Origin of the sequence: Pseudomonas sp. JY-Q, assembly GCF_001655295.1 — a bacterium.
Lineage (GTDB): Bacteria > Pseudomonadota > Gammaproteobacteria > Pseudomonadales > Pseudomonadaceae > Aquipseudomonas > Aquipseudomonas alloputida.
Map to the genome: position 1 here is coordinate 4,908,194 of NZ_CP011525.1, position 21,141 is coordinate 4,929,334.

Annotated in this window: 14 protein-coding genes; 11 read left to right on the forward strand and 3 right to left on the reverse strand. The window is 62.8% G+C overall.

What is annotated here, in order from left to right; all coding sequences use genetic code 11:
- Positions 1-259: 259 nt before the first annotated feature.
- The 7 genes from AA098_RS22070 to AA098_RS22100 all read left to right on the forward strand — a co-directional run bounded on the left by AA098_RS22070 (position 260) and on the right by AA098_RS22100 (position 7,130).
- Positions 260-1,177, forward strand: coding sequence for a glutamate/aspartate ABC transporter substrate-binding protein (locus tag AA098_RS22070; RefSeq protein WP_003254967.1), 918 nt, complete (start codon positions 260-262; stop codon positions 1,175-1,177).
- Positions 1,178-1,322: 145 nt separating this feature from the next.
- A complete protein-coding gene (locus AA098_RS22075; RefSeq protein ID WP_003254968.1) occupies positions 1,323-2,069 on the forward strand; it encodes an amino acid ABC transporter permease in 747 nt (248 codons plus the stop codon).
- Positions 2,070-2,741: an amino acid ABC transporter permease gene (locus AA098_RS22080; RefSeq protein WP_003254970.1), complete on the forward strand. Its 672-nt coding sequence runs from the start codon at positions 2,070-2,072 to the stop codon at positions 2,739-2,741. It abuts the gene before it with no gap.
- Positions 2,738-3,472, forward strand: coding sequence for an amino acid ABC transporter ATP-binding protein (locus AA098_RS22085; protein WP_003254971.1), 735 nt, complete (start codon positions 2,738-2,740; stop codon positions 3,470-3,472). Before AA098_RS22080 ends, AA098_RS22085 begins: the two co-directional genes overlap by 4 nt.
- A 68-nt stretch (positions 3,473-3,540) precedes the next feature.
- Positions 3,541-5,445: an ATP-binding protein gene (locus AA098_RS22090; RefSeq protein WP_064615003.1), complete on the forward strand. Its 1,905-nt coding sequence runs from the start codon at positions 3,541-3,543 to the stop codon at positions 5,443-5,445.
- Positions 5,442-6,770 (forward strand): sigma-54 dependent transcriptional regulator, encoded by a 1,329-nt coding sequence (locus AA098_RS22095; RefSeq protein ID WP_003254975.1) that lies wholly within the window; start codon positions 5,442-5,444, stop codon positions 6,768-6,770. The genes AA098_RS22090 and AA098_RS22095 overlap by 4 nt, the downstream gene beginning before the upstream one ends.
- A 24-nt stretch (positions 6,771-6,794) precedes the next feature.
- Entirely contained in the window at positions 6,795-7,130 is a 336-nt protein-coding gene (locus AA098_RS22100) for a GlpM family protein (RefSeq protein ID WP_003254977.1), read from the forward strand.
- 21 nt (positions 7,131-7,151) lie between these two features.
- Here AA098_RS22100 and AA098_RS22105 read toward each other — a convergent pair whose 3' ends face one another.
- Complete coding sequence (locus AA098_RS22105) at positions 7,152-8,147, reverse strand: alpha/beta fold hydrolase (protein WP_003254979.1); 996 nt, start codon at positions 8,145-8,147, stop codon at positions 7,152-7,154.
- Positions 8,148-8,342: 195 nt separating this feature from the next.
- Between AA098_RS22105 and metR the strand changes: the two genes are divergently transcribed.
- On the forward strand, positions 8,343-9,260 hold the full coding sequence (gene metR / locus AA098_RS22110; protein WP_003254981.1) for a transcriptional regulator MetR: 918 nt from the start codon (positions 8,343-8,345) through the stop codon (positions 9,258-9,260).
- On the opposite strand, the gene AA098_RS22115 is transcribed toward metR, so the two are convergent.
- The gene (locus AA098_RS22115) at positions 9,244-9,657 is read right to left on the reverse strand and encodes an NUDIX domain-containing protein (RefSeq protein WP_003254983.1); all 414 of its coding nucleotides are present in this window, start codon (positions 9,655-9,657) and stop codon (positions 9,244-9,246) included. The two genes, metR and AA098_RS22115, sit on opposite strands and share 17 nt — an antisense overlap.
- A gap of 136 nt (positions 9,658-9,793) precedes the next feature.
- Here AA098_RS22115 and AA098_RS22120 point away from each other — a divergent pair, with 136 nt between their 5' ends.
- The gene (locus AA098_RS22120) at positions 9,794-14,074 is read left to right on the forward strand and encodes a DEAD/DEAH box helicase (RefSeq protein ID WP_064615004.1); all 4,281 of its coding nucleotides are present in this window, start codon (positions 9,794-9,796) and stop codon (positions 14,072-14,074) included.
- A gap of 397 nt (positions 14,075-14,471) precedes the next feature.
- Positions 14,472-16,091: an FMN-binding glutamate synthase family protein gene (locus AA098_RS22125; protein WP_004575669.1), complete on the forward strand. Its 1,620-nt coding sequence runs from the start codon at positions 14,472-14,474 to the stop codon at positions 16,089-16,091.
- 36 nt (positions 16,092-16,127) lie between these two features.
- Here the strand turns inward: AA098_RS22125 and AA098_RS22130 are convergent, their stop codons facing one another.
- Positions 16,128-17,546 (reverse strand): amino acid permease, encoded by a 1,419-nt coding sequence (locus tag AA098_RS22130; RefSeq protein WP_003254987.1) that lies wholly within the window; start codon positions 17,544-17,546, stop codon positions 16,128-16,130.
- Between the two features lie 389 nt (positions 17,547-17,935).
- Here AA098_RS22130 and AA098_RS22135 point away from each other — a divergent pair, with 389 nt between their 5' ends.
- The gene (locus tag AA098_RS22135) at positions 17,936-21,085 is read left to right on the forward strand and encodes a transglycosylase domain-containing protein (RefSeq protein WP_004575670.1); all 3,150 of its coding nucleotides are present in this window, start codon (positions 17,936-17,938) and stop codon (positions 21,083-21,085) included.
- Positions 21,086-21,141 lie beyond the last annotated feature (56 nt).

A 21,141-nucleotide genomic window follows, 5' to 3' on the forward strand; every position in this document is an offset into this window, starting at 1 on the left:
CGCGATATCTGGATGTGCGGCGACCCATGCGTTCGGATAACCGAACGAGCAAGCGCTATTTATTCGGCCTGGCGAACCCCGGAGAGATGTCGAGACTGTCAAGCGCGAGCAATACAAGCGGTTTAAGGTCGACAGCAAGGCTTGGCACGAGTCATGCTCTACACTTGGTAGCCGAATGCACCCGCTTCTTGCTGTATTCGTTGAACGAAGAGTCCGCCAACGGCTCCATAAAAAAAACAAACACGTCGAGGAAAATTTGATGCGTATCGTTCGTCAATTGCTGGGCGCAGCCATCGCGGCTGCAGTCATCGCTTCGCCGGCCATGGCCGAGGAGCTCACCGGCACCCTGAAGAAGATCAAGGAATCGGGCACCATCACACTGGGGCACCGCGACTCCTCCATTCCATTTTCCTACCTGGCCGGCAAACCCGAGCCCGTCGGTTACTCGCATGACATCCAGCTGGCCGTCGTCGACGCGCTGAAAAAGCAACTGGGCACGGACATCAAGGTCCGTTACAACCTGGTCACCTCGCAAACCCGTATTCCGCTGGTGCAGAACGGCACCGTCGACCTGGAGTGCGGCTCCACCACCAACAACGTCGAGCGCCAGCAGCAAGTCGGCTTCTCGGTCGGCATCTTCGAAGTCGGTACCCGCCTGTTGACCAAGGTCAAGGACGGTCAGCCTGCATACAAAGACTTCCCGGACCTGGCCGGCAAGAACGTGGTGACCACCGCTGGTACCACCTCCGAGCGCATCCTCAAGGCGATGAACGCCGACAAGCAGATGAAGATGAACGTGATTTCCGCCAAGGACCACGGTGAAGCCTTCAACATGCTCGAAAGCGGCCGCGCCGTGGCCTTCATGATGGACGACGCCCTGCTCGCCGGTGAAATGGCCAAGGCGCGCAAGCCATCCGACTGGGTCATCACCGGTACGCCACAGTCGTACGAAATCTACGGCTGCATGGTGCGCAAGGAAGACGCTGCGTTCAAGAAAGCGGTCGACGACGCCATCGTGGCCTACTTCAAGTCGGGCGAAGTCAACAAGAGCTACGACAAGTGGTTCATGCAGCCGATCCCGCCTAAAGGCCTGAACCTCAACTTCCAGATGAGCGAAGAGCTGAAAAAACTGATCGCCGAGCCGACCGACAAGGCTGCGGACGAGAAGAAGTCCTGATCCTCAGCAAATAGTGGCCTGGTGCTCACAAGCACGAATCAATTCTGCAGGCCACTCATTAGTGTCTAACCTTTCATCCGAGGGCGCCTTGCGCCCCCGGATGCTCGAAGGTGCCCGTGAAACAACCGTCTGAGGGGAAATCCCGATGAATTACAACTGGGACTGGGGCGTGTTCTTCAAGTCCACCGGCGTGGGCAGCGAAACCTATCTGGACTGGTACATCACCGGCCTGGGCTGGACCATCGCCATCGCCATCACCGCCTGGATCATCGCGCTGCTGCTGGGGTCAGTCCTCGGTGTCATGCGCACCGTACCGAACCGCCTGGTATCGGGTATCGCCACCGCCTACGTGGAACTGTTCCGCAACGTGCCACTGCTGGTGCAACTGTTCATCTGGTACTTCCTGGTACCGGACCTTCTGCCAGAAGGCTTGCAGGAATGGTTCAAGCAGGACCTCAACCCGACCACTTCGGCGCTGATCAGCGTGGTCGTCTGCCTGGGCCTGTTCACCGCCGCACGCGTCTGTGAGCAAGTGCGTACCGGTATTCAGGCGCTGCCCAAAGGCCAGGAAGCTGCCGCCCGCGCCATGGGCTTCAGCCTCCCGCAGATCTACAACAATGTGCTGCTGCCGCAGGCCTACCGGATCATCATTCCGCCGCTCACCTCCGAGTTCCTCAACGTGTTCAAGAACTCCTCGGTGGCGTCGCTGATCGGCCTGATGGAGCTGCTGGCGCAGACCAAACAGACCGCAGAGTTTTCCGCCAACCTGTTCGAGGCGTTCACCCTGGCCACGTTGATCTACTTCACCCTGAACATGGGCCTGATGTTGCTCATGCGCATGATCGAGAAGAAAGTCGCCGTGCCTGGCCTGATTTCCGTGGGGGGCAAGTAAATGGAAATGGATTTCAGCGAAATCATCCCTGCCCTGCCTGCCCTCTGGGAGGGCATGGTCATGACCCTCAAACTGATGGTCATGGGCGTCATCGGCGGTATCGTGCTGGGCACCATCCTGGCCCTGATGCGCCTGTCGTCGAGCAAACTGCTGTCGAACGTGGCCGGCGCCTACGTCAACTACTTCCGCTCGATCCCGCTGCTGCTGGTGATCACCTGGTTCTACCTGGCGGTCCCGTTCGTGCTGCGCTGGATCACCGGCGAAGATACCCCGGTGGGTGCCTTCACCTCCTGCGTGGTCGCCTTCATGATGTTCGAGGCCGCGTATTTCTGCGAAATCGTCCGCGCCGGTGTGCAGTCGATCTCCAAGGGCCAGATGGGCGCCGCGCAAGCGCTGGGCATGAACTACGCGCAGACCATGCGCCTGATCATCCTGCCCCAGGCCTTCCGCAAGATGACCCCGCTGCTGCTGCAGCAGAGCATCATCCTGTTCCAGGACACCTCGCTGGTATACACCGTGGGCCTGGTCGACTTCCTCAACTCGGCACGCTCCAACGGCGACATCATCGGGCGCTCCCATGAGTTCCTGATCTTCGCCGGCGTCGTCTACTTCCTCATCAGCTTCTCCGCTTCGTGGCTGGTCAAGCGCCTGCAAAAAAGGATCACCGTATGATTTCCATCAAGAACGTCAACAAGTGGTACGGCGACTTCCAGGTACTGACCGACTGCAGCACCGAGGTCAAGAAAGGTGAGGTAGTGGTGGTTTGTGGCCCGTCGGGCTCGGGCAAGTCCACCCTGATCAAGTGCGTCAACGCGCTGGAGCCGTTCCAGAAGGGCGACATCGTGGTCGATGGCACTTCGATTGCCGACCCGAAGACCAACCTGCCCAAGCTGCGCTCGCGAGTAGGCATGGTGTTCCAGCACTTCGAGCTGTTCCCGCACCTGACCATCACCGAGAACCTGACCATTGCCCAGCGCAAGGTGCTGGGCCGCAGCGAGGCGGAAGCCACCAAGAAGGGCCTGGCGCTGCTCGAGCGTGTAGGCCTCAGTGCCCATGCCAAGAAACACCCCGGCCAGCTCTCCGGTGGCCAGCAGCAGCGCGTGGCCATCGCCCGCGCCCTGGCGATGGACCCGATCGTCATGCTGTTCGACGAACCCACCTCGGCACTGGACCCCGAAATGGTCAGCGAGGTACTGGACGTGATGGTTCAACTGGCCCAAGAAGGCATGACCATGATGTGCGTAACCCACGAGATGGGCTTTGCCCGCAAAGTCGCCAACCGGGTCATTTTCATGGACAAGGGCAGCATCATCGAAGACTGCACCAAGGAAGCGTTCTTCGGTGACCAGAGCGCCCGCGACCAGCGCACCCAGCACTTCCTCAGCAAGATCCTGCAGCACTGACCCGGCCACAGCTTCCGCTGCCACGGCCCCACCAGGCAGCGGAAGCTGGTCGTAACAAGGCCACTGTGATGAAATGCGATCCCTCGCTACTTCGCCCTGCCAAGCCTGCCGTGAATTCCCGCCTGATCCGTCAATTGCTGTTACCACCACTGATCATCCTGCTGATGGTCGGCCTGGGAATGGCTGGCTACCTGTTCAGCGAGAGCAATGGTATCCGCACCCTCAGCGAAAACGGCGAACGCCAGCTGGAGCTGCACGCACGCACGGTCGAAAGCGAAATCAGCAAGTACACCTACTTGCCAAGCCTGCTGGAGCTGGAAGACAGCGTCTCGCACCTGCTCACCGACCCGGACGGCGCCTCACGCCAGACGGTCAACGAATACCTTGAAGGCCTGAACCGTCGCAGTCGCAGTCGGGCCATCTTCGTCCTCGACACCAATGGCCGGGTACAGGCCACCAGCAACTGGCGCGATGCCGACTCGTTCCTGGGTGAAGACCTGTCGTTCCGCGCCTACTTCCAGACTGCCGTGCGCGGCGAGCCAGGGCGGTTCTACGGCATCGGCAGTACCACTGGCGAGGCTGGCTATTACCTGGCCCATGGCCTTGAGGAGCACGGCAAGATCATAGGCGTTGCGGTGATCAAGGTGCGCCTGGACACCCTCGAGGAGCGCTGGCAGCGTGCCCGCCTGGAGGCGTTCGTCAGCGACGAGAATGGCATCATCATTCTCTCCAGCGACCCGGCCCGGCGCCTTAAGTCGGTGCGCCCGCTGACCCCGCAAATCAAGGAGCGCCTGGCGCGAAGCCTGCAGTACTACTGGTGGCCGCTGAACGAATTGCAGCCCCTGGCCCGGGAAACCCTGGCCGATGGTGTGGAAAAACTGACCTTCCCGGCCAACACCGAAACCGCTCATGGCAAACCGCACGAGGTGGCCTACCTGGCGCAAACCAGGCGCCTGGTCGACACGCCCTGGCATTTCACCCTGCTGACCCCACTGCAGGACCTGCGTCGCGAATCCATGGTGCAGGGCATTCTGGTGGGCGTGGCCTTTGCCTTGCTGGCGATCCTCGGCATTGCCTGGAACGAGCGGCGCAAAGTGATCGCCACCCGCCTGGCGGCCCGTGAAGCCCTTGAAGAGGCCAACAGCCAGCTGGAGCGGCGGATTGCCGAACGCACCGCCGACCTGCGCGCCAGCAACGAACGCCTCAAGGGCCAGATTCGCGAGCGCCGGCATGCCGAACAGACCTTGCGCCACGCCCAGGATGAGCTGGTGCAAGCAGGTAAGCTGGCCGCCATCGGGCAAATGTCTACCAGCATTGCCCACGAGCTGAACCAACCCTTGGCTGCGCTGCGCACCTTGTCTGGCAATACGGTGCGCTTCCTTGAGCGCGGGGCGCTGGAAACCGCCAGCACCAACCTGCGCACCATGAATGACCTGATCGACCGCATGGGCCGCATCACCGCCAGCCTGCGCTCGTTCGCTCGGCGCGGCGATGACAGCGGCCAGGCTTCACTGGCCAAGGCGGTAGAGGCCACCCTGCAGGTGCTGGCTAACCGCGTCAGTGCCTGTCACTTGCAATTGCACCATCAGTTCGAGGACCAGCAACTGGCCATCGACCAGACCCGCCTGGAGCAGATTCTGGTCAACCTGATCGGCAACGCCCTTGACGCGATGGCCGCGCAACCGCAGCCTGAGCTGTGGCTGGAAGGCGAGTTGCAGGGCGACAAGTACCGTTTGCAGGTGCGCGACAACGGCCACGGCATTGACGCCGAAGCGCGCAAGCACCTGTTCGAACCCTTCTTTACCACCAAACCGGGCGAGCATGGCCTGGGCCTGGGCCTGACCTTGTCGGCTTCCCTTGCCGCCGCCGCCAAGGGAAGCCTCAACGTCGAGCATCCCGCCACCGGCGGCACAGCCTTCGTCCTGGCCTTGCCCCTGGTTTCCCCCCCTAGCGAATCGGCAGAGCATCCATGAACCAAGCGCCTCTTACCGTCCTGATTGTCGAAGACGACCCGCATGTGCTGCTCGGCTGCCAGCAGGCGCTGGCCCTGGAGGATATCGCCTGCGAGGGCGTGGGCAGCGCCGAACAGGCACTGGAACGCATCGGCGACGATTTCGCCGGCATTGTCGTCAGCGATATCCGCCTGCCGGGTATTGATGGCCTGGAGCTGCTCAATCGCCTCAAGGCCCGTGACCGCAGCCTGCCGGTGGTGCTGATCACTGGCCATGGCGATATCGACATGGCCGTTGGCGCCATGCGTAACGGCGCCTACGACTTCATGGAAAAACCGTTCTCCCCCGAGCGCCTGGTCGATGTGGTGCGCCGCGCGTTGGAACAGCGCGGGCTGTCACGCGAAGTGGTGGCCCTGCGCCGCCAGCTGGCCGAGCAGAGCAGCCTGGAGGGACGCATCATTGGTCGCTCACCGGCCATGGAGCACTTGCGCGAACTGATCGCCAACGTCGCCGACACCTCAGCCAACGTGCTGATCGAAGGTGAGACCGGCACCGGCAAAGAGCTGGTCGCGCGCTGCCTGCACGACTTCAGCCGTCGCCAGAGCCACCCGTTCGTGGCACTGAACTGTGGCGGCCTGCCGGAAAACCTGTTTGAAAGCGAGATATTCGGCCACGAGGCCAACGCCTTCACCGGAGCCGGCAAACGCCGCATCGGCAAGATCGAACACGCCAATGGCGGCACGCTGTTCCTCGATGAAGTGGAGAGCATGCCGATCAACCTGCAGATCAAGCTGCTGCGCGTGCTGCAGGAGCGCACCCTGGAGCGATTGGGCTCGAACCAGAGCATCCCGGTGGATTGCCGGGTGATCGCCGCGACGAAGGCCGACCTCGATGCCTTGGGCCAGAGCGGCCAGTTCCGCAGCGACCTGTATTACCGGCTGAACGTGGTCACCCTGGAGCTGCCGCCGCTGCGTGAGCGCCGTGAAGACATCCTGCAGTTGTTCGAACATTTCCTGCAGCAGTCGGCCCTGCGCTTCGACCGCGAAACACCGACACTGGACAGTCAGACCCTGTCGCGCCTGATGGCCCATGACTGGCCGGGTAACGTGCGCGAGTTGCGCAACGTGGCCGAACGCTATGCCCTCGGCCTGCCAGCATTCAAGAAAGGCCCCAGCGGAGGTGCCAACCAAGGCCTGCTTTTTGCCGAGGCGGTGGAAGCATTCGAACGCAACCTGCTCACTGATGCCCTGCAACGCACGGGCGGCAACCTGAGCCAGGCCAGCCAGGAGCTGGGCATGGCCAAGACCACGCTGTTCGACAAAGTGAAAAAATACGGCCTCGGCTGACTTGAACCCAAACTGGAAAACAACGTGGACCTGGTATTCAAAGCGGCCCTGGGCGCAGGCGTGGTGCTGTTGCTGGCGGTGCTGTCGAAAACGCGCAACTACTACATCGCAGGGCTGGTGCCGCTGTTCCCCACCTTCGCCCTGATTGCCCACTACATCGTCGGCAAGGGGCGCAGCATTGCCGACCTGAAGACCACCATCCTGTTTGGCATGTGGTCGATCATTCCGTATTTCGTGTACCTGGCAACCCTGTATGTACTGGTCGACCGCTTGCGCCTCGAGGCATCGATGGCGCTGGCCACGCTGGCCTGGCTGATCGCCGCGACCGTGCTGGTGACTGTGTGGGTGCGGATGCACTGATCGAAAGCAGCCAGCGCAGATTCAGAGCCCTGCGATGTGCGTGACCGCTTGCCTGTGCGCCTGCAAATAAGGCAACACCGCCCCCAGTAACGGCGCCTTGAACGGCTCCTGAAAACGGTGCGCCAACCCCGGGATCAAGCGTAACTGGCTGCCCTGGATATGCGCCGCCAGGTGCACGCCATGCATCACCGGCAATAACGGATCAGCCGTGCCGTGTACCACCAGGGTCGGCACTCGCAACTGGTTGAGCAACTCGACGCGGCTCGGCTCGGCCAGTATCGCCATGATCTGGCGCTTGGCCCCGTCAGGGTTGAACGCCCGGTCGTAGGCCTGCGCCGCCTGCTGCAGCAACACTTCGCGGTCGTCTCGTACCTCAGGGCTGCCCAGGGCCGCCAGCAGGTCGGCCTGCTGCTCGATAGCCACTTCACGGTTCGGCGCGCTGCGCCGGGCCAGCAACTGCACCAACGCCGGGGCCGGCGCCGGCAGCCCCGCCGCCCCTGAACTGGACATGACCAGCGTCAGGCTGCGCACACGCTCAGGCGCCATCGCCGCCAGGTGCTGGGCAATCATGCCGCCCATGCTCACCCCCAATACATGAAACTGGCGCACGCCCAACGCGTCCATCAGGCGCAAGCCGTCATCGGCCATATCAGTCAGCGTATAGGGCGCCGACACGGGCAGGCCCAACTTGTAACGCAACAGTTCGAGCGTCAGGTTGGCGTGCGGTGGTACCTGGTTCCAGCGTGACAGGCCGACATCGCGGTTGTCATAGCGGATCACCCGAAAACCTTGGCGGCACAATGCCTCGACCACATCATCTGGCCAATGAATCAGCTGCCCGCCCAAGCCCATGACCAGCAGCAAGGCCGGGTCGCGTGGCGCACCGACGCTCTGGTACACCAGGCTGACGGCACCGAGTTCGGCACGCTGCACCGGCACCTGGGCGTCACAGCGCTGTTCGGCGAAACTCGCCGGAACGCTGAACAGGAAGAAAAGAAAAAGCCAAAAAGCCCGCATGAAAGAAACACCAGAATGCAGATCCCCAGTAGAGCGCGAGTCTGATGAATTCTGTTCGGGCGCGCTGCCACAGTTCGGTGACAGTTTCATGACTCCCGCCAGGCGGTGCGACGATCGCCCAGTCGACAGATGCCGCATCATGAGAGAAACTCAATTCATTCCCTGTTTCTTCAATTCCACACCCCGGAGTCATCTGTGCTGGAGATCCGTCACCTGAAAACCCTTCATGCCCTGCGCGAAGCCGACAGCCTGGTGGAGGCCGCCGAACGCCTGCACCTGACCCAGTCGGCGTTGTCGCACCAGTTCAAGGAGCTGGAAGAGCGCCTGGGCCTCCCGATTTTCGTGCGCAAGACCAAGCCAATCCGCTTCACCAGCGCCGGGCTGCGTCTGCTGCAACTGGCTGATGCCACCCTGCCGTTGCTGCGCAGTGCCGAACGTGACATCGCACGCCTGGCCGGAGGCACTGCCGGACGCCTGCACATGGCTATCGAATGCCACAGCTGCTTCCAGTGGCTGATGCCGACCATCGACCAGTTCCGTGATGCCTGGCCGGAAGTGGAACTGGACCTGGCCTCGGGCTTTGCCTTCGCCCCGCTACCGGCCCTGGCCCGCGGCGACCTTGACCTGGTGGTGACCTCCGACCCGGTGGACCTGGCAGGCATCACTTATGTGCCGCTGTTCACCTACGAGGCGATGCTGGCAGTGGCCAACCAGCACCCGCTGGCCAGCAAGCCTTACATCGTGCCGCAAGACTTGCTCGACCAGACGCTGATCACCTACCCGGTGGAGCGCGATCGCCTGGACATCTTCACGCGCTTCCTGGAGCCGGCCGATATCGAGCCAGCCGCCGTGCGTACCTCGGAGCTGACGGTGATGATGATGCAGCTGGTGGCCAGCGGCCGTGGCGTATGCGGCATGCCGCATTGGGCGCTGCACGAGTACAGCTCGCGCGGCTATGTGAAGGGCAAACGCCTGGGCGAGAAAGGCCTGTTTGCCACGCTTTATGCCGCCGTACGCACCGACATGCTCGATGCCCCGTACATGCGCGACTTTTTGCTGACGGCCAAGGACACCTCGTTCGCTACCCTCGACGGCGTCAGCGCGGTGCGTTGAGCGCCTGGCGATACAGCGGCAGGATCAAGTCGCGGGTCAGGGGAGCCAGTGGCATGACGGGCGCCTGATCTGCAGCCAGCCAGACCACCTCCTCGATCTCTGCGGCCGGCACCACGGCAGCGGCGCTGTCGACACGGAACAGTTCAGCTTGCACTTCGAAGCCTGGTTCGTTGGCGGCGGGGGCACTGAACTGGCCCAGGTGCATGGCTTGAGCCGGGTCGATGCGCAGGCCCAGTTCCTCCTGCAACTCGCGCACCAGCGCCTGTACCGGCGTTTCACCGGCATCGATCTTGCCGCCTGGCTGCATGAAAGCCTCGGTGCCACGCTTGCGCACCAGCAGCGTGCGGCCCTGAGGGTCGATCAACAGGGCGGCGGCGATGCGGATGATGTTGGGCATGAAGTGGGCTCGCTGAATAAAATGACCCGCGAGGATCCCATGGGGTCATTGGCCTGACAAGGCCGGTCATTCCTGTGTCGGCCTGGCAGACGAGCGGCCCCTTGCCAACCTGTTGCACACCCTCCATAAACACCACATGAACCTGCCCGCCAAACACCACCCGGTGCTCGAGCTGTTCCACCCTGCCGTCAGCACCTGGTTCCGCCGCCGCTTCGCCACGGTCACCGATGCCCAGGCACAGGCCTGGCCGTTGATCCACGCCGGGCAATCCATGCTGCTGGCCGCGCCGACCGGCTCAGGCAAGACCCTGAGCGCTTTTCTGGCCGTGCTAGATGAGCTGCTGCGTGAAGGCATGAAGCACCAGGGTGAACTGCCCGCACAGACACTGGTGATCTACGTTTCACCTCTGAAGGCCCTGTCCAATGACATTCGTCTGAACCTGCAGGCCCCGCTCGAAGGCATCAGCCAAGCCATTGCAGAGCAAGGCCTGAACGCCCCACGCATCACCACGGCGGTACGCACCGGCGATACTCCGCAGAAGGAACGCGCCGCCATGCGCAAGCTGGCCCCGCACATTCTGGTGACGACCCCCGAATCGCTTTACGTGCTGATGGGCTCGGCGTCTGGCCGTGAAGGCCTGGCCTATGTGCACACGGTAATCGTCGACGAAATCCATGCCTTGGCCGGTAACAAGCGTGGCGCCCATCTGGCCCTGACCTTGGAGCGCCTGCAAGCCTTGTGCAAAAAGCCACTGCGGCGGATCGGCCTGTCCGCTACCCAACGCCCGGTCGAACGGGTGGCGCAGTTTCTGGTGGGTAGCGGGCGCCCCTGCGACATTGTCGATATCGGCCATGCCCGCAAGCGTGACCTGGCCATCGAAGTGCCGCCGGTACCGTTGGGGGCGGTGATGGCCACTGATGTCTGGGGCCTGGTGTATGACCGCTTGGCCACCCTTGCCCGTGAACACCGCACCACGCTGGTATTCGTCAATACCCGGCGCCTGGCCGAACGTATCACCCGCCACCTCAGCGACCGGCTGGGCAAGGAGGCGGTTGCCGCACACCATGGCAGCCTGTCCAAAGCGCTGCGCCTGGATGCGGAGCAGCGGCTCAAGAGCGGCCAGCTCCAGGTGCTGGTCGCGACCGCATCGCTGGAGCTTGGCATTGATATCGGCGATATCGACCTGGTCTGCCAGATCGCCTCGCCGGGCTCGATTGCCGGCTTCCTGCAACGGGTTGGCCGCGCTGGACACCAGGTCGATGGTGTGCCGAAGGGGCGCCTGTTCCCCACCTCACGCGATGACCTGATCGAATGCGTTGCCTTGCTTGACTGCGTTCGACAGGGCGAACTGGACGCACTGCACATCCCCCGGGCACCGCTGGATGTGCTGGCCCAGCAGATCGTCGCAGAAGCCAGCAACCAGGCCTGGCACGAACAGGATCTGCTGGATTGCCTGCGCCAGGCCACACCTTACGCCGAGCTTGACCAGCACCATTACCAGGCCCTGCTGCGCATGCTCGCCGAGGGCTACAACGGCCGCCAGGGTGTGCGCAGTGCCTACTTGCACCGTGACGCAGTGAGCGGCACGCTGCGTGGCCGACGTGGCAGCCAACTGACCGCGCTGACCAGCGGCGGCACCATCCCCGACAACGCCGACTACGCCGTGTTGCTGGAACCGCAGGCGCTGAACATCGGCAGCGTCAATGAAGACTTTGCCGTGGAAAGCATTGCCGGCGATATTTTCCAGCTGGGCAACGCCTCCTATCGCATTCTGCGCGTCGAGCCGGGCCGGGTGCGGGTAGAGGATGCTCATGGCCTGCCACCGACCATTCCGTTCTGGCTGGGTGAAGCGCCGGGGCGCAGTGACGAGCTGTCTGCCGCCGTGGCCCGGCTGCAGGCGCGAATCGACCAGCAACTGGCGCAGGCAGGCGGCGACACGGTGGAGGTACTGGCCTGGTTGCAGGCGACCTTCGAACTGGACGAAGCTTGTGCGGGCCAGTTGCTCGACTACCTGGCCCGCACCCGTGAAGTGCTTGGCGCCCTGCCCTCGCAGGATACGCTGGTGATGGAACGTTTTTTCGATGAGTCCGGCGGGACCCAACTGATCATTCATTCACCCTACGGTAGCCGCATCAACCGCGCCTGGGGCCTGGCCCTGCGCAAGCGCTTCTGCCGCACCTTCAACTTCGAACTGCAGGCTGCCGCCAGCGAGGACGCCATCGTGCTGTCTCTGTCGACCAGCCACAGTTTCGAGCTGGACGAAGTGTGGCGTTACCTGAACAGCCGCAGCGCCGAGCCGATTCTCATCCAGGCCCTGCTCGATGCACCGCTGTTTGGCGTGCGCTGGCGCTGGAATGCAGGCGTGGCCATGGCACTACCGCGCTTTGTGGGCGGACGCAAGGTGGCGCCACAAATCCAGCGCATGAAGAGTGAGGACCTGGTTGCCGCTGTGTTCCCCGACCAGATCGCCTGCCTGGAAAACATCGTCGGCGAGCGGCAGATTCCCGACCATCCGCTGGTCGAGCAAACCCTCGACGACTGCCTGCACGAGGCGATGGACAGCGAAGGCTGGCTGGCCCTGCTGCGGCGCATGGAAAGCGGTGCAGTGCGCTTGCTGTGCAGGGATTTGCCCGCCCCCTCGCCGCTGGCTTCAGCGATTCTCAATGCCCGGCCTTATGCCTTTCTGGACGATGCGCCACTGGAAGAACGACGTACCCAGGCGGTACTCAACCGGCGCTGGAACGACGTGCACAGTAGCGACGACCTGGGCGCGCTGGACGCTGATGCCATTGCTGCCGTAGCGGCCGAGGCCTGGCCACAGCCGGCCAATCCCGACGAAATGCACGAAGCATTGATGAGCCTGGGTGCCATCGGTCAGGTCGAGGTAGATGCCAACCCCTGCTGGGATGTGCTGCTAAGGCAGCTGGCCAAGGCCGGGCGTGCCTTGCGCCTGCCCGATGACAAGCTCTGGTTGGCCCGCGAACGCCTGAACCTGCTGCTGGCACTGTACCCCACAGCGCACAGGGAGCCAGCGCTCGAACGGCTCGCTGGCTTCGACCAGCCCATCGAGCCCGACAACACACTGAGCGAACTGCTGCGCGCCCGCCTGAGCGGCCATGGCCCACAGACCCTGGCGCAAATCGCTGCGCCATTGGGCAAACCGGTAACCGATATCGAACAGGCGCTGGCCCGCCTGGAAGCCGAAGGCTATGTGCTGCGCGGGCATTTCAGCCCAGGTGCCACTGACCTGCAATGGTGCGAACGCCACTTGCTGGCGCGCATCCACCGCTACACGGTCAAACGCCTGCGCCGCGAGATCGAACCGGTCAGCCTGCAAGACTTCATGCGCTTTCTGTTCGATTGGCAGCACCTGGCGCCTGACGAGCGCCTGCGTGGTCCGCAGGCGGTGGCCGAAGTGCTGGGCCAGTTACAAGGATTCCCCAGCGCCGCAGCGGCCTGGGAGGCGGAGCTGCTGCCGGCGCGTATCAAAGACTACAGTCCGCACTGGCTCGACGAAGCCTGCCGAAGCGGCCAGTTTGCCTGGAGCCGGCTGGCGGCAACAGTGGCGAGCAGCACGTTGACCAGTACCCCACTGGTGTTGCTGCCGCGGGACCAGTTGAACACGTGGCGCAGCCTGGCGCCCGCACCTGCTGTCGACGCCCTTGGCCTACGTGCGCAACGTGTGCACGAAGCGCTGAAAACCCAGGGTGCGCTGTTCTTCGATGAACTGGCACATGAGGCACACCTGCTGCCCAGTGAACTGGAAACTGCACTGCAGGAGCTGGTGGGCTCGGGCCTGGCCGGGGCGGACAGTTTCACTGGCTTGCGCAGCCTGATCACGCCTGCAACCAAGCGCAGCTCACGTAACAGCCGCCGAGGCCACCCGCCGCTTTCCAGCAGCATGGCGCATGCCGGACGTTGGGCCCTGCTGCGCCGCAGCGATGCGCCACCGGATCACGACCAGCGCCTGGAGCACATTGCCCGCACGCTGCTGCGCCGCTATGGCGTGATCTGCTGGCGGCTGTTGGCGCGCGAGAGTGATGTACTGCCGCCCTGGCGTGAGCTGCTGCGCTGCTATCACCGATTGGAAGCGCGTGGCGAGATCCGGGGCGGGCGCTTCATTGCCGGGCTGGCCGGTGAACAGTTCGCCGTGCCTGAGGCGGTAGTATTGCTGCGGCAGGTGAGACGACGTGAACCGGACGGAACGCTGCAGGTGGTGAGCGCCGGTGACCCGCTGAACCTGATCGGCTCGTTGCTGCCCGGGGCGAAAGTGCCGGCAGTGATTGGCAACCGGCTTCTGTATCGCGACGGAATACCGGTGGCGGTGCGGATGGCCGGGCGTTACGCGTATCTGGTCGAGGCGTCCGCACAGGAGCAGGAAAGCTGGCGGCAAAAACTGCTGCGCGACCCCCTGTAGGAGCGGGTTTACCCGCGAATACGGTGGCGGCGGCAACGGTGAACGGCGGGTGAAATTGGCCAGCAGGCCCGGCCCTTTCGCGGGTAAACCCGCTCCTACACGACGGCCTGTGCCCAATCATCAATGTGTGCCCACCCCCGATAGGTGTAGGAGCGGGTTTACCCGCGAATACGGTAGCGGCAGCAACGGTGAGCGGCGGGTGAAATTGGCCAGCAGGCCCGGCCCTTTCGCGGGTAAACCCGCTCCTACAGCGGTATGCGCTGCGACCAGGCAATTTGGCTCGGGTCGAGAATGATTTTCGCTACCCCAATTTTATTTTGCAGTGCCCGGCAACTTGGCTATGGTCGGGTTTTGCCCCCAGGCCCTGAGCCTGACCGCGCCATCGCAAGGACCCTGTATGAGCCTGTCACTTCTCAGTCGTTATGCCTTCTTCGCCGCCTGTGTGCTGTTCACCCTGGCGAGCCTCCCCTTCAGCCACCACGAATGGTTGTGGCCGTTCACCCTGACCACAGGCATTCTCAGCCTGATCGGCCTGTTCGACCTGTTGCAGCAGCGCCACGCCGTCCGCCGTAACTACCCGGTTCTTGGCAACATCCGATATCTGGTCGAGGCCATTCGCCCGGAAATCCGCCAATACCTGCTGGAGTCCGACAGCGATGCCCTGCCCTTCTCTCGCGCCCAGCGTTCGCTGGTGTATGCCCGGGCGAAGAACGAAGCCTCGGACAAACCTTTCGGCACCCTGATCGACGTATATGAATCCGGTTTCGAGTTCATCGGCCACTCCATGCGCCCGGCACCGCTGGCCGACCCAGCCAGCTTCCGCGTCATCGTCGGTGGGCCGCAGTGCAGCCAGCCGTACTCCGCGTCGATCTTCAACATTTCGGCCATGAGTTTCGGCTCACTCAGCGCCAATGCCATCCGTGCGCTCAACCAGGGCGCCAAACTGGGCAATTTCCACCATGACACCGGCGAGGGCAGCATCAGCCCCTACCATCGCGAGCACGGTGGTGACCTGGTGTGGGAACTGGGCAGCGGCTACTTCGGGTGCCGCACGCCAGATGGGCGCTTCGATCCCGAACGTTTTGCGGCCCAGGCGCGCAGCCCTCAGGTGCGCATGATCGAGATCAAGATGAGCCAGGGTGCCAAGCCTGGCCATGGCGGCATACTGCCCAAACACAAGGTCACCCAGGAAATTGCCGAAACCCGTGGCGTGCTGATGGGCGAGGATTGCATCTCACCGTCGCGCCACAGCGCCTTCTCGACACCGATCGAAATGATGCAGTTCATCGCCCAGTTGCGTGAACTGTCCGGTGGCAAGCCAGTGGGGTTCAAGTTCTGCCTGGGCCACCCGTGGGAATTCATGGGCATCGCCAAGGCCATGCTGGAAACCGGCATCCTGCCCGACTTCATCGTCGTCGATGGCAAGGAAGGCGGCACCGGCGCAGCGCCCGTGGAGTTCACCGACCATATCGGCGTGCCACTGCGTGAAGGCCTGCTGTTCGTGCACAACACCCTGGTCGGCCTGAACCTGCGCGACAAGATCAAGCTGGGCGCCAGCGGCAAGATTGTCAGCGCCTTCGACATCGCCAGCGTGCTGGCCATTGGCGCCGACTGGGCCAACTCGGCACGGGGCTTCATGTTCGCCATCGGCTGCATCCAGTCGCAAAGCTGCCACACCAACAAGTGCCCGACCGGTGTGGCCACGCAAGATCCGCTACGCCAGCGTGCGCTGGTGGTGCCCGACAAAGCCCAGCGGGTGCTGAACTTCCATCACAACACGTTGCGTGCCTTGGCAGAAATGCTGGCGGCGGCCGGCCTGGAGCATCCGGCACAACTGGAGGCCAAGCACCTGGTGCGGCGCATTTCAGCCACCGAGATCAAGCTGTTCTCGCAGATGCATGTGTTTTTGAAGCCAGGTGAGCTGCTGACCGGCGAGGTGAACGGGCAGTTCTATTCGCGGATGTGGCAACTGGCCCGGGCGGACAGTTTCGAGCCGCACAGCGAAGTGGCGGCCTGAGAGAACGATGGGGCCGCAAAGCGGCCCCACGTCAGGTCAGGAGGCGGTACTCGTCACACCTTGTGCGTCTTTCGGCGCCAGGCGGAACGTGTAATACAGCACTGTCAGCAACACCAGGAACGCCGGGCCGATGTACAGGGCCACACGCGTGTCCTCGAAGTACGCCATCAGCCCGACCACCAGCACCAGGAAGGCCAGTGCCAGATACGAGCTCAGCGGCCACAGCCACATGCGGTACTTCAGTGCCTTGCGCTCGGCCGTGGTAAGGCCGGCACGGAACTTCAGCTGTGCCAGCAAGATCATCACCCAGGTCCATATCGCACCGAAGGTGGCGATCGAGGTCACCCAGACGAAGACCTTTTCTGGCACCAGGTAGTTGGCCAGCACGCCCAGCAGCAACGCGCCGATCGACAGCAGCAGCGCATTGCGTGGCACGCCGTTCTTCGAGGTGCGGGCGAAGGCCGCCGGCGCCTGGCCGTTCTGCGCCAGGCTATAGAGCATGCGCCCGGTGCTGAAGATGCCGCCGTTGCACGACGAAAGCGCCGCCGTGATGACCACGAAATTGATGATGCCGGCAGCGGTCTTGATGCCGAGGCGCTCGAAGGTCATGACGAACGGGCTGCCCTGGCTGCCGATTTCGTTCCACGGGTAAATCGACAGGATCACGAACAACGCGCCGACGTAGAACAGCAGGATGCGCCAGAACACCGAGCCGATGGCCTGGGGAATGGTCTTTTGCGGGTTGCGTGCTTCACCGGCGGTGAGGCCGATCATTTCCACACCCAGATAGGCGAACATCACCATCTGCAGCGACATCAGCACGCCGGTCACGCCATTGGGCATGAAGCCGCCGTTGCTCCACAGGTTGGAGATCCCCACTGCCACACCGTCATTGCCAAAGCCGAAGGCAATGATGCCGATGCCGCCAAGCACCATGGCGATGATGGTGACGATCTTGATCAGCGCGAACCAGAACTCGAACTCACCAAAAGCCTTCACCGCCACCAGGTTGACCGCGCCCATGCTGCCCAGCGCCGCCAGGGCCCAGATCCAGCGCGGAACGTCGGGGAACCAGATGCCCATGTAGATGGCCACTGCCGTGATTTCGGCAACACAGGTCACCAGCCACAGGAACCAGTAGTTCCAGCCGGTCAGGAAGCCCGCCAATGGGCCAAGGTAATCCTGGGCATAACGGCTGAACGAGCCGGCGACGGGGTTGTGCACGGCCATTTCACCAAGGGCGCGCATGATCACCAGGATGGCCAGGCCGCCGATGATGTAGGACAACATGATGGCCGGACCGGCCATTTCGATCGCCTTGGCCGAACCGAGGAAAAGACCGACACCGATACAGGCGCCCAGCGCCATCAGGCGGATGTGCCGTTCGCCCAGTTCACGCTTGAGCGGGCCGCCTTCTGTGGCCTGGCCGTGGGCAGAGTGGTTGCCGACTGGCATAGCAATACAACCTCATTTTGTTATTGGATTTGACCTTCGTGCCGCCGCGACCAAGCCGATAGGCGTGGCATTGGCTTGCCAGGCTGGCCTTGTGGACCGGCCCGTGTGCCGGAGTAGAGCGCCCGGCAAGGCGAAGGGGGCGAGCAGTATAGGAAGACCGTTGTAGGAGTTTTCACTGTATATATGCAGAAATTTGGCTAGAACTCTGGGGCCGCTACCCGCCCCAAAAATCGCCGGGGCACCATAGCAACATCGGCCGTTGAAGGAACCCACACCAAAGCCGCATAGCCCCTCACCACTTTCCTTCTTCTTACAAATTTTTCACCCTATCCACTCAACGTCTAAGCTTCAGACAAGCAAGACGAAAATACTTGGCCGGATAGAAGACTATGGGCGCACTGTGGCAATCGGAACCAAGCAGAACGGAAGCACCCGAGATACCTCCGGCCGAGACGCCACAACCCAAGTCCCCCCGTCAGCGTCGGCTATGGTGGCGGCTGATCATCCTCATCCTGCTGGTGGCACTGGTAGCCATAGGTGTTGCCGCGTATGACGAATTCCGTACCTCCGAACTGCAATCGCGCGAGTTCAGCAAACTGGCCGGTACACTGACCTATTCACTGCAACCCGGTCCCAGCGATGCCATCATCTACCCCGGTGATGGGCCGTTCGACAAACGCCTGGGCTACAGCGCCCTGGGTGAATTCCTGCCACGCCTGCTCAAGCGCGACTACCTCATCAGTGAACAGGTGAAGTTCTCACCCGCATTGATGAACTACGTCGATCATGGGCTGTTCGCGCCCTATATCGAGAAAATCCAGGCCGGCCTGTCGATCACCGACTGCCGCGGCGACACGCTGTACCAGTACAACTACCCCCAGCACCTGTACCCGGACTTTGCAGCGATCCCTCCCGTGATGGTCAACAGCTTGCTGTTCATCGAAAACCGCGACCTGCTGGATACCCAGGACCCACGTAACAACCCGGCAGTGGACTGGCCGCGCTTTGCCAAGGCCGCCTACAGCCAGGTCGCCAAGTACCTGGCCCTGCCCGGCCAGTCTGCCGGCGGCAGCACCCTGGCCACGCAGCTGGAGAAATATCGCCACTCACCCGACGGCCTGACGGTGTCGGGCGCAGAGAAAATCCGGCAGATGATTTCTGCCAGCGTGCGTGCCTACCAGGGCGGCCCCGACACCACCGAGGCACGCCAGCGCATCGTGCGTGACTACCTCAACAGCGTACCGCTGTCGGCTGTGCCTGGGCATGGTGAAGTACATGGCATGGCCGAGGGCCTGCGGGTGTGGTACGGCGCCGACTTCGACCAGGTCAACCAGGCCCTGAACGCCACCGCCACCGACCCCGAGAGCATGGCCGCACGCGGCCTGGCCCTGCGCCAGGTGCTGTCGCTGATGATTGCCCAACGCCGCCCCTCGCATTACTTGTCCAAGGGCCGGGTCGAGCTGGCCGAACTGACCGACGCGCACATCCGCGTGCTCGCCGCCAACAAGGTCATCGATCAGCCACTGGCCGATGCCGCGCTGGCCAGCAAGGCGGTGTACCGCGACTGGGTCGCGCAGCCGACCATCGTACCGATCATTACCAACAAGGGCATCAGCCTGGCACGCAACCGCCTGTCGGCCATGCTCAATCGCCCGCTGTACGACCTCGACCGCCTCGACCTGTCAGCCACCAGTACCTTGCAGGCCGACCTGCAGTTGCAGATCAGCCAGTACCTGAAAAACCTTGCCGACCCGGAGTTTGCCGCACAGATCGGCCTGATCGGCGAGCGGCTGCTCACTGCCAAGACCACCGACCAAGTGAGCTACAGCTTCACCTTGTTCGAACGCACCGCCGATGGCTCGCGGGTCCGGGTGCAGACCGACAGCACCAACCAGCCCTTCGACATCAACGAAGGCAGCAAGCTGGAGCTGGGCTCAACCGCCAAGCTGCGGGTACTGACCACCTACCTTGAAATTATCGCCGAGCTGCACGACAAGTACGCCGGCAAACCTGCCGCCGAGCTGAAGAAGGTCGAAGTGGCCGAACTCGACCGCATCACGCAATGGTCGCTGGAATGGCTGGCGCTGAACAGCAAGAACCAGAGCCTTGACGCCATGCTCGACGCCGCGCTCGAGCGCAAGTACTCGGCCAACACCGGCGAAGCGTTTTTCACCGGTGGCGGGATGCATGTATTCAACAACTTCCGCAAGGAAGACAACAACCGCAACCCGACACTCAAGGATGCACTGCGCGAGTCGATCAACCTGCCGTTCATCCGCCTGATGCGCGACCTGGTGCGCTACGTGACTTACCAGCAGCCGTACAACCGCGTGCCGCTGCTCAAGGACGATGCCGACCCGCGCCGCCAGGAATACCTTGCGCGCTTTGCCGACAAGGAAGGCACCAACTACCTGATGCGCTTCTGGAAGAAGTACCAGCGTAAAACCTCGCAACAACGCCTGGACACCTTCCTCGACAGCATGCGCGTGACCCCGCAGCGGTTGGCGGCGGTACACCGCTACCTGTTCCCCGAGGCGGGCCAGGAAACCTTCAACGCCTTCGTGCGTGCCCACCTCAAGGGCGACAAGGCCGTGTTGGGCAAACTGACCGATGGCCGTCTGTCAGAGATGTACGCAGCTTACGGCCCCGGCAAGTACGACCTGCCTGATCAGGGTTACATCGCCAAGGTCCACCCGCTGGACCTGTGGCTGCTTGGCTACCTGCTGAAGAACCCAAGCTCGACACTGACCGAGATGATCAACGCCAGTCGTTTCGAACGCCAGGAGGTATACGGCTGGCTGTTCAAGAGCCGCTACCAGGGCGCCCGTGACAGCCGCATCCGCACCATGGTCGAAATCGAAGCCTTCCTCGACATCCACCAACGCTGGAAACGCGTGGGCTATCCATTCGACCACCTGGTGCCCTCATTGGCCACCGCCATCGGCAGCTCCGGCGACCGCCCTGCTGCCCTCTCCGAACTGGTCGGGATCATCCAGAACGACGGTGTTCGCCTGCCGACCCTGCGCATCGACACCCTGCACTTCGCAGCCAACACACCCTACGAGACCAAGTTGATCACAGACCCGGACCGGGGCGTGCGAATTCTGCCAGTCGAAGTGGCGCGTGCACTCAAAGGCGCCATGTCGCAAGTGGTCGATGCAGGTACCGCGCGGCGTATTTCCGGCAGCTTCAAGCTGCAGGACGGCACCCCACTGGTGATGGGCGGCAAGACCGGTACCGGCGACAACCGAATCGAGAGCTTTGGCGCCGGCGGCCGGCTGATCGGCTCGCGCTCGCTAAACCGCACCGCCACCTTCGTGTTCTTCCTCGGCGACAACCATTTCGGCACGCTGACCGCCTTTGTGCCGGGTCGCACGGCAGAAGCATTCAAATTTACTTCGGCGCTGCCAGTGCAGGTGCTCAAGGGCATGGCACCGATCCTCATGCCATACCTGCAGCCGGGCAATCCGAATGAGTGCAAGCCGCCACAGGTTGCCCTGCACACACCGCCACCGGCAGGGAACACATCGACGCAGTAGATGATAATCATCAGCATTTAAGGACTTGTCTTTAGATATATCTTGAGTAATATCTT

What these genes read in the sequence shown, in the direction of transcription:
- AA098_RS22095 (WP_003254975.1), top strand. Translation starts at nt 5,442, where the DNA reads ATGAACCAAGCGCCTCTTACCGTCCTGATTGTCGAAGACGACCCGCAT.
- AA098_RS22105 (WP_003254979.1), bottom strand. Translation starts at nt 8,147, where the DNA reads ATGCGGGCTTTTTGGCTTTTTCTTTTCTTCCTGTTCAGCGTTCCGGCG.
- AA098_RS22115 (WP_003254983.1), bottom strand. Translation starts at nt 9,657, where the DNA reads ATGCCCAACATCATCCGCATCGCCGCCGCCCTGTTGATCGACCCTCAG.
- AA098_RS22130 (WP_003254987.1), bottom strand. Translation starts at nt 17,546, where the DNA reads ATGCCAGTCGGCAACCACTCTGCCCACGGCCAGGCCACAGAAGGCGGC.
- AA098_RS22070 (WP_003254967.1), top strand. Translation starts at nt 260, where the DNA reads ATGCGTATCGTTCGTCAATTGCTGGGCGCAGCCATCGCGGCTGCAGTC.
- AA098_RS22080 (WP_003254970.1), top strand. Translation starts at nt 2,070, where the DNA reads ATGGAAATGGATTTCAGCGAAATCATCCCTGCCCTGCCTGCCCTCTGG.
- AA098_RS22120 (WP_064615004.1), top strand. Translation starts at nt 9,794, where the DNA reads ATGAACCTGCCCGCCAAACACCACCCGGTGCTCGAGCTGTTCCACCCT.
- AA098_RS22075 (WP_003254968.1), top strand. Translation starts at nt 1,323, where the DNA reads ATGAATTACAACTGGGACTGGGGCGTGTTCTTCAAGTCCACCGGCGTG.
- AA098_RS22135 (WP_004575670.1), top strand. Translation starts at nt 17,936, where the DNA reads ATGGGCGCACTGTGGCAATCGGAACCAAGCAGAACGGAAGCACCCGAG.
- AA098_RS22085 (WP_003254971.1), top strand. Translation starts at nt 2,738, where the DNA reads ATGATTTCCATCAAGAACGTCAACAAGTGGTACGGCGACTTCCAGGTA.
- AA098_RS22090 (WP_064615003.1), top strand. Translation starts at nt 3,541, where the DNA reads ATGAAATGCGATCCCTCGCTACTTCGCCCTGCCAAGCCTGCCGTGAAT.
- AA098_RS22125 (WP_004575669.1), top strand. Translation starts at nt 14,472, where the DNA reads ATGAGCCTGTCACTTCTCAGTCGTTATGCCTTCTTCGCCGCCTGTGTG.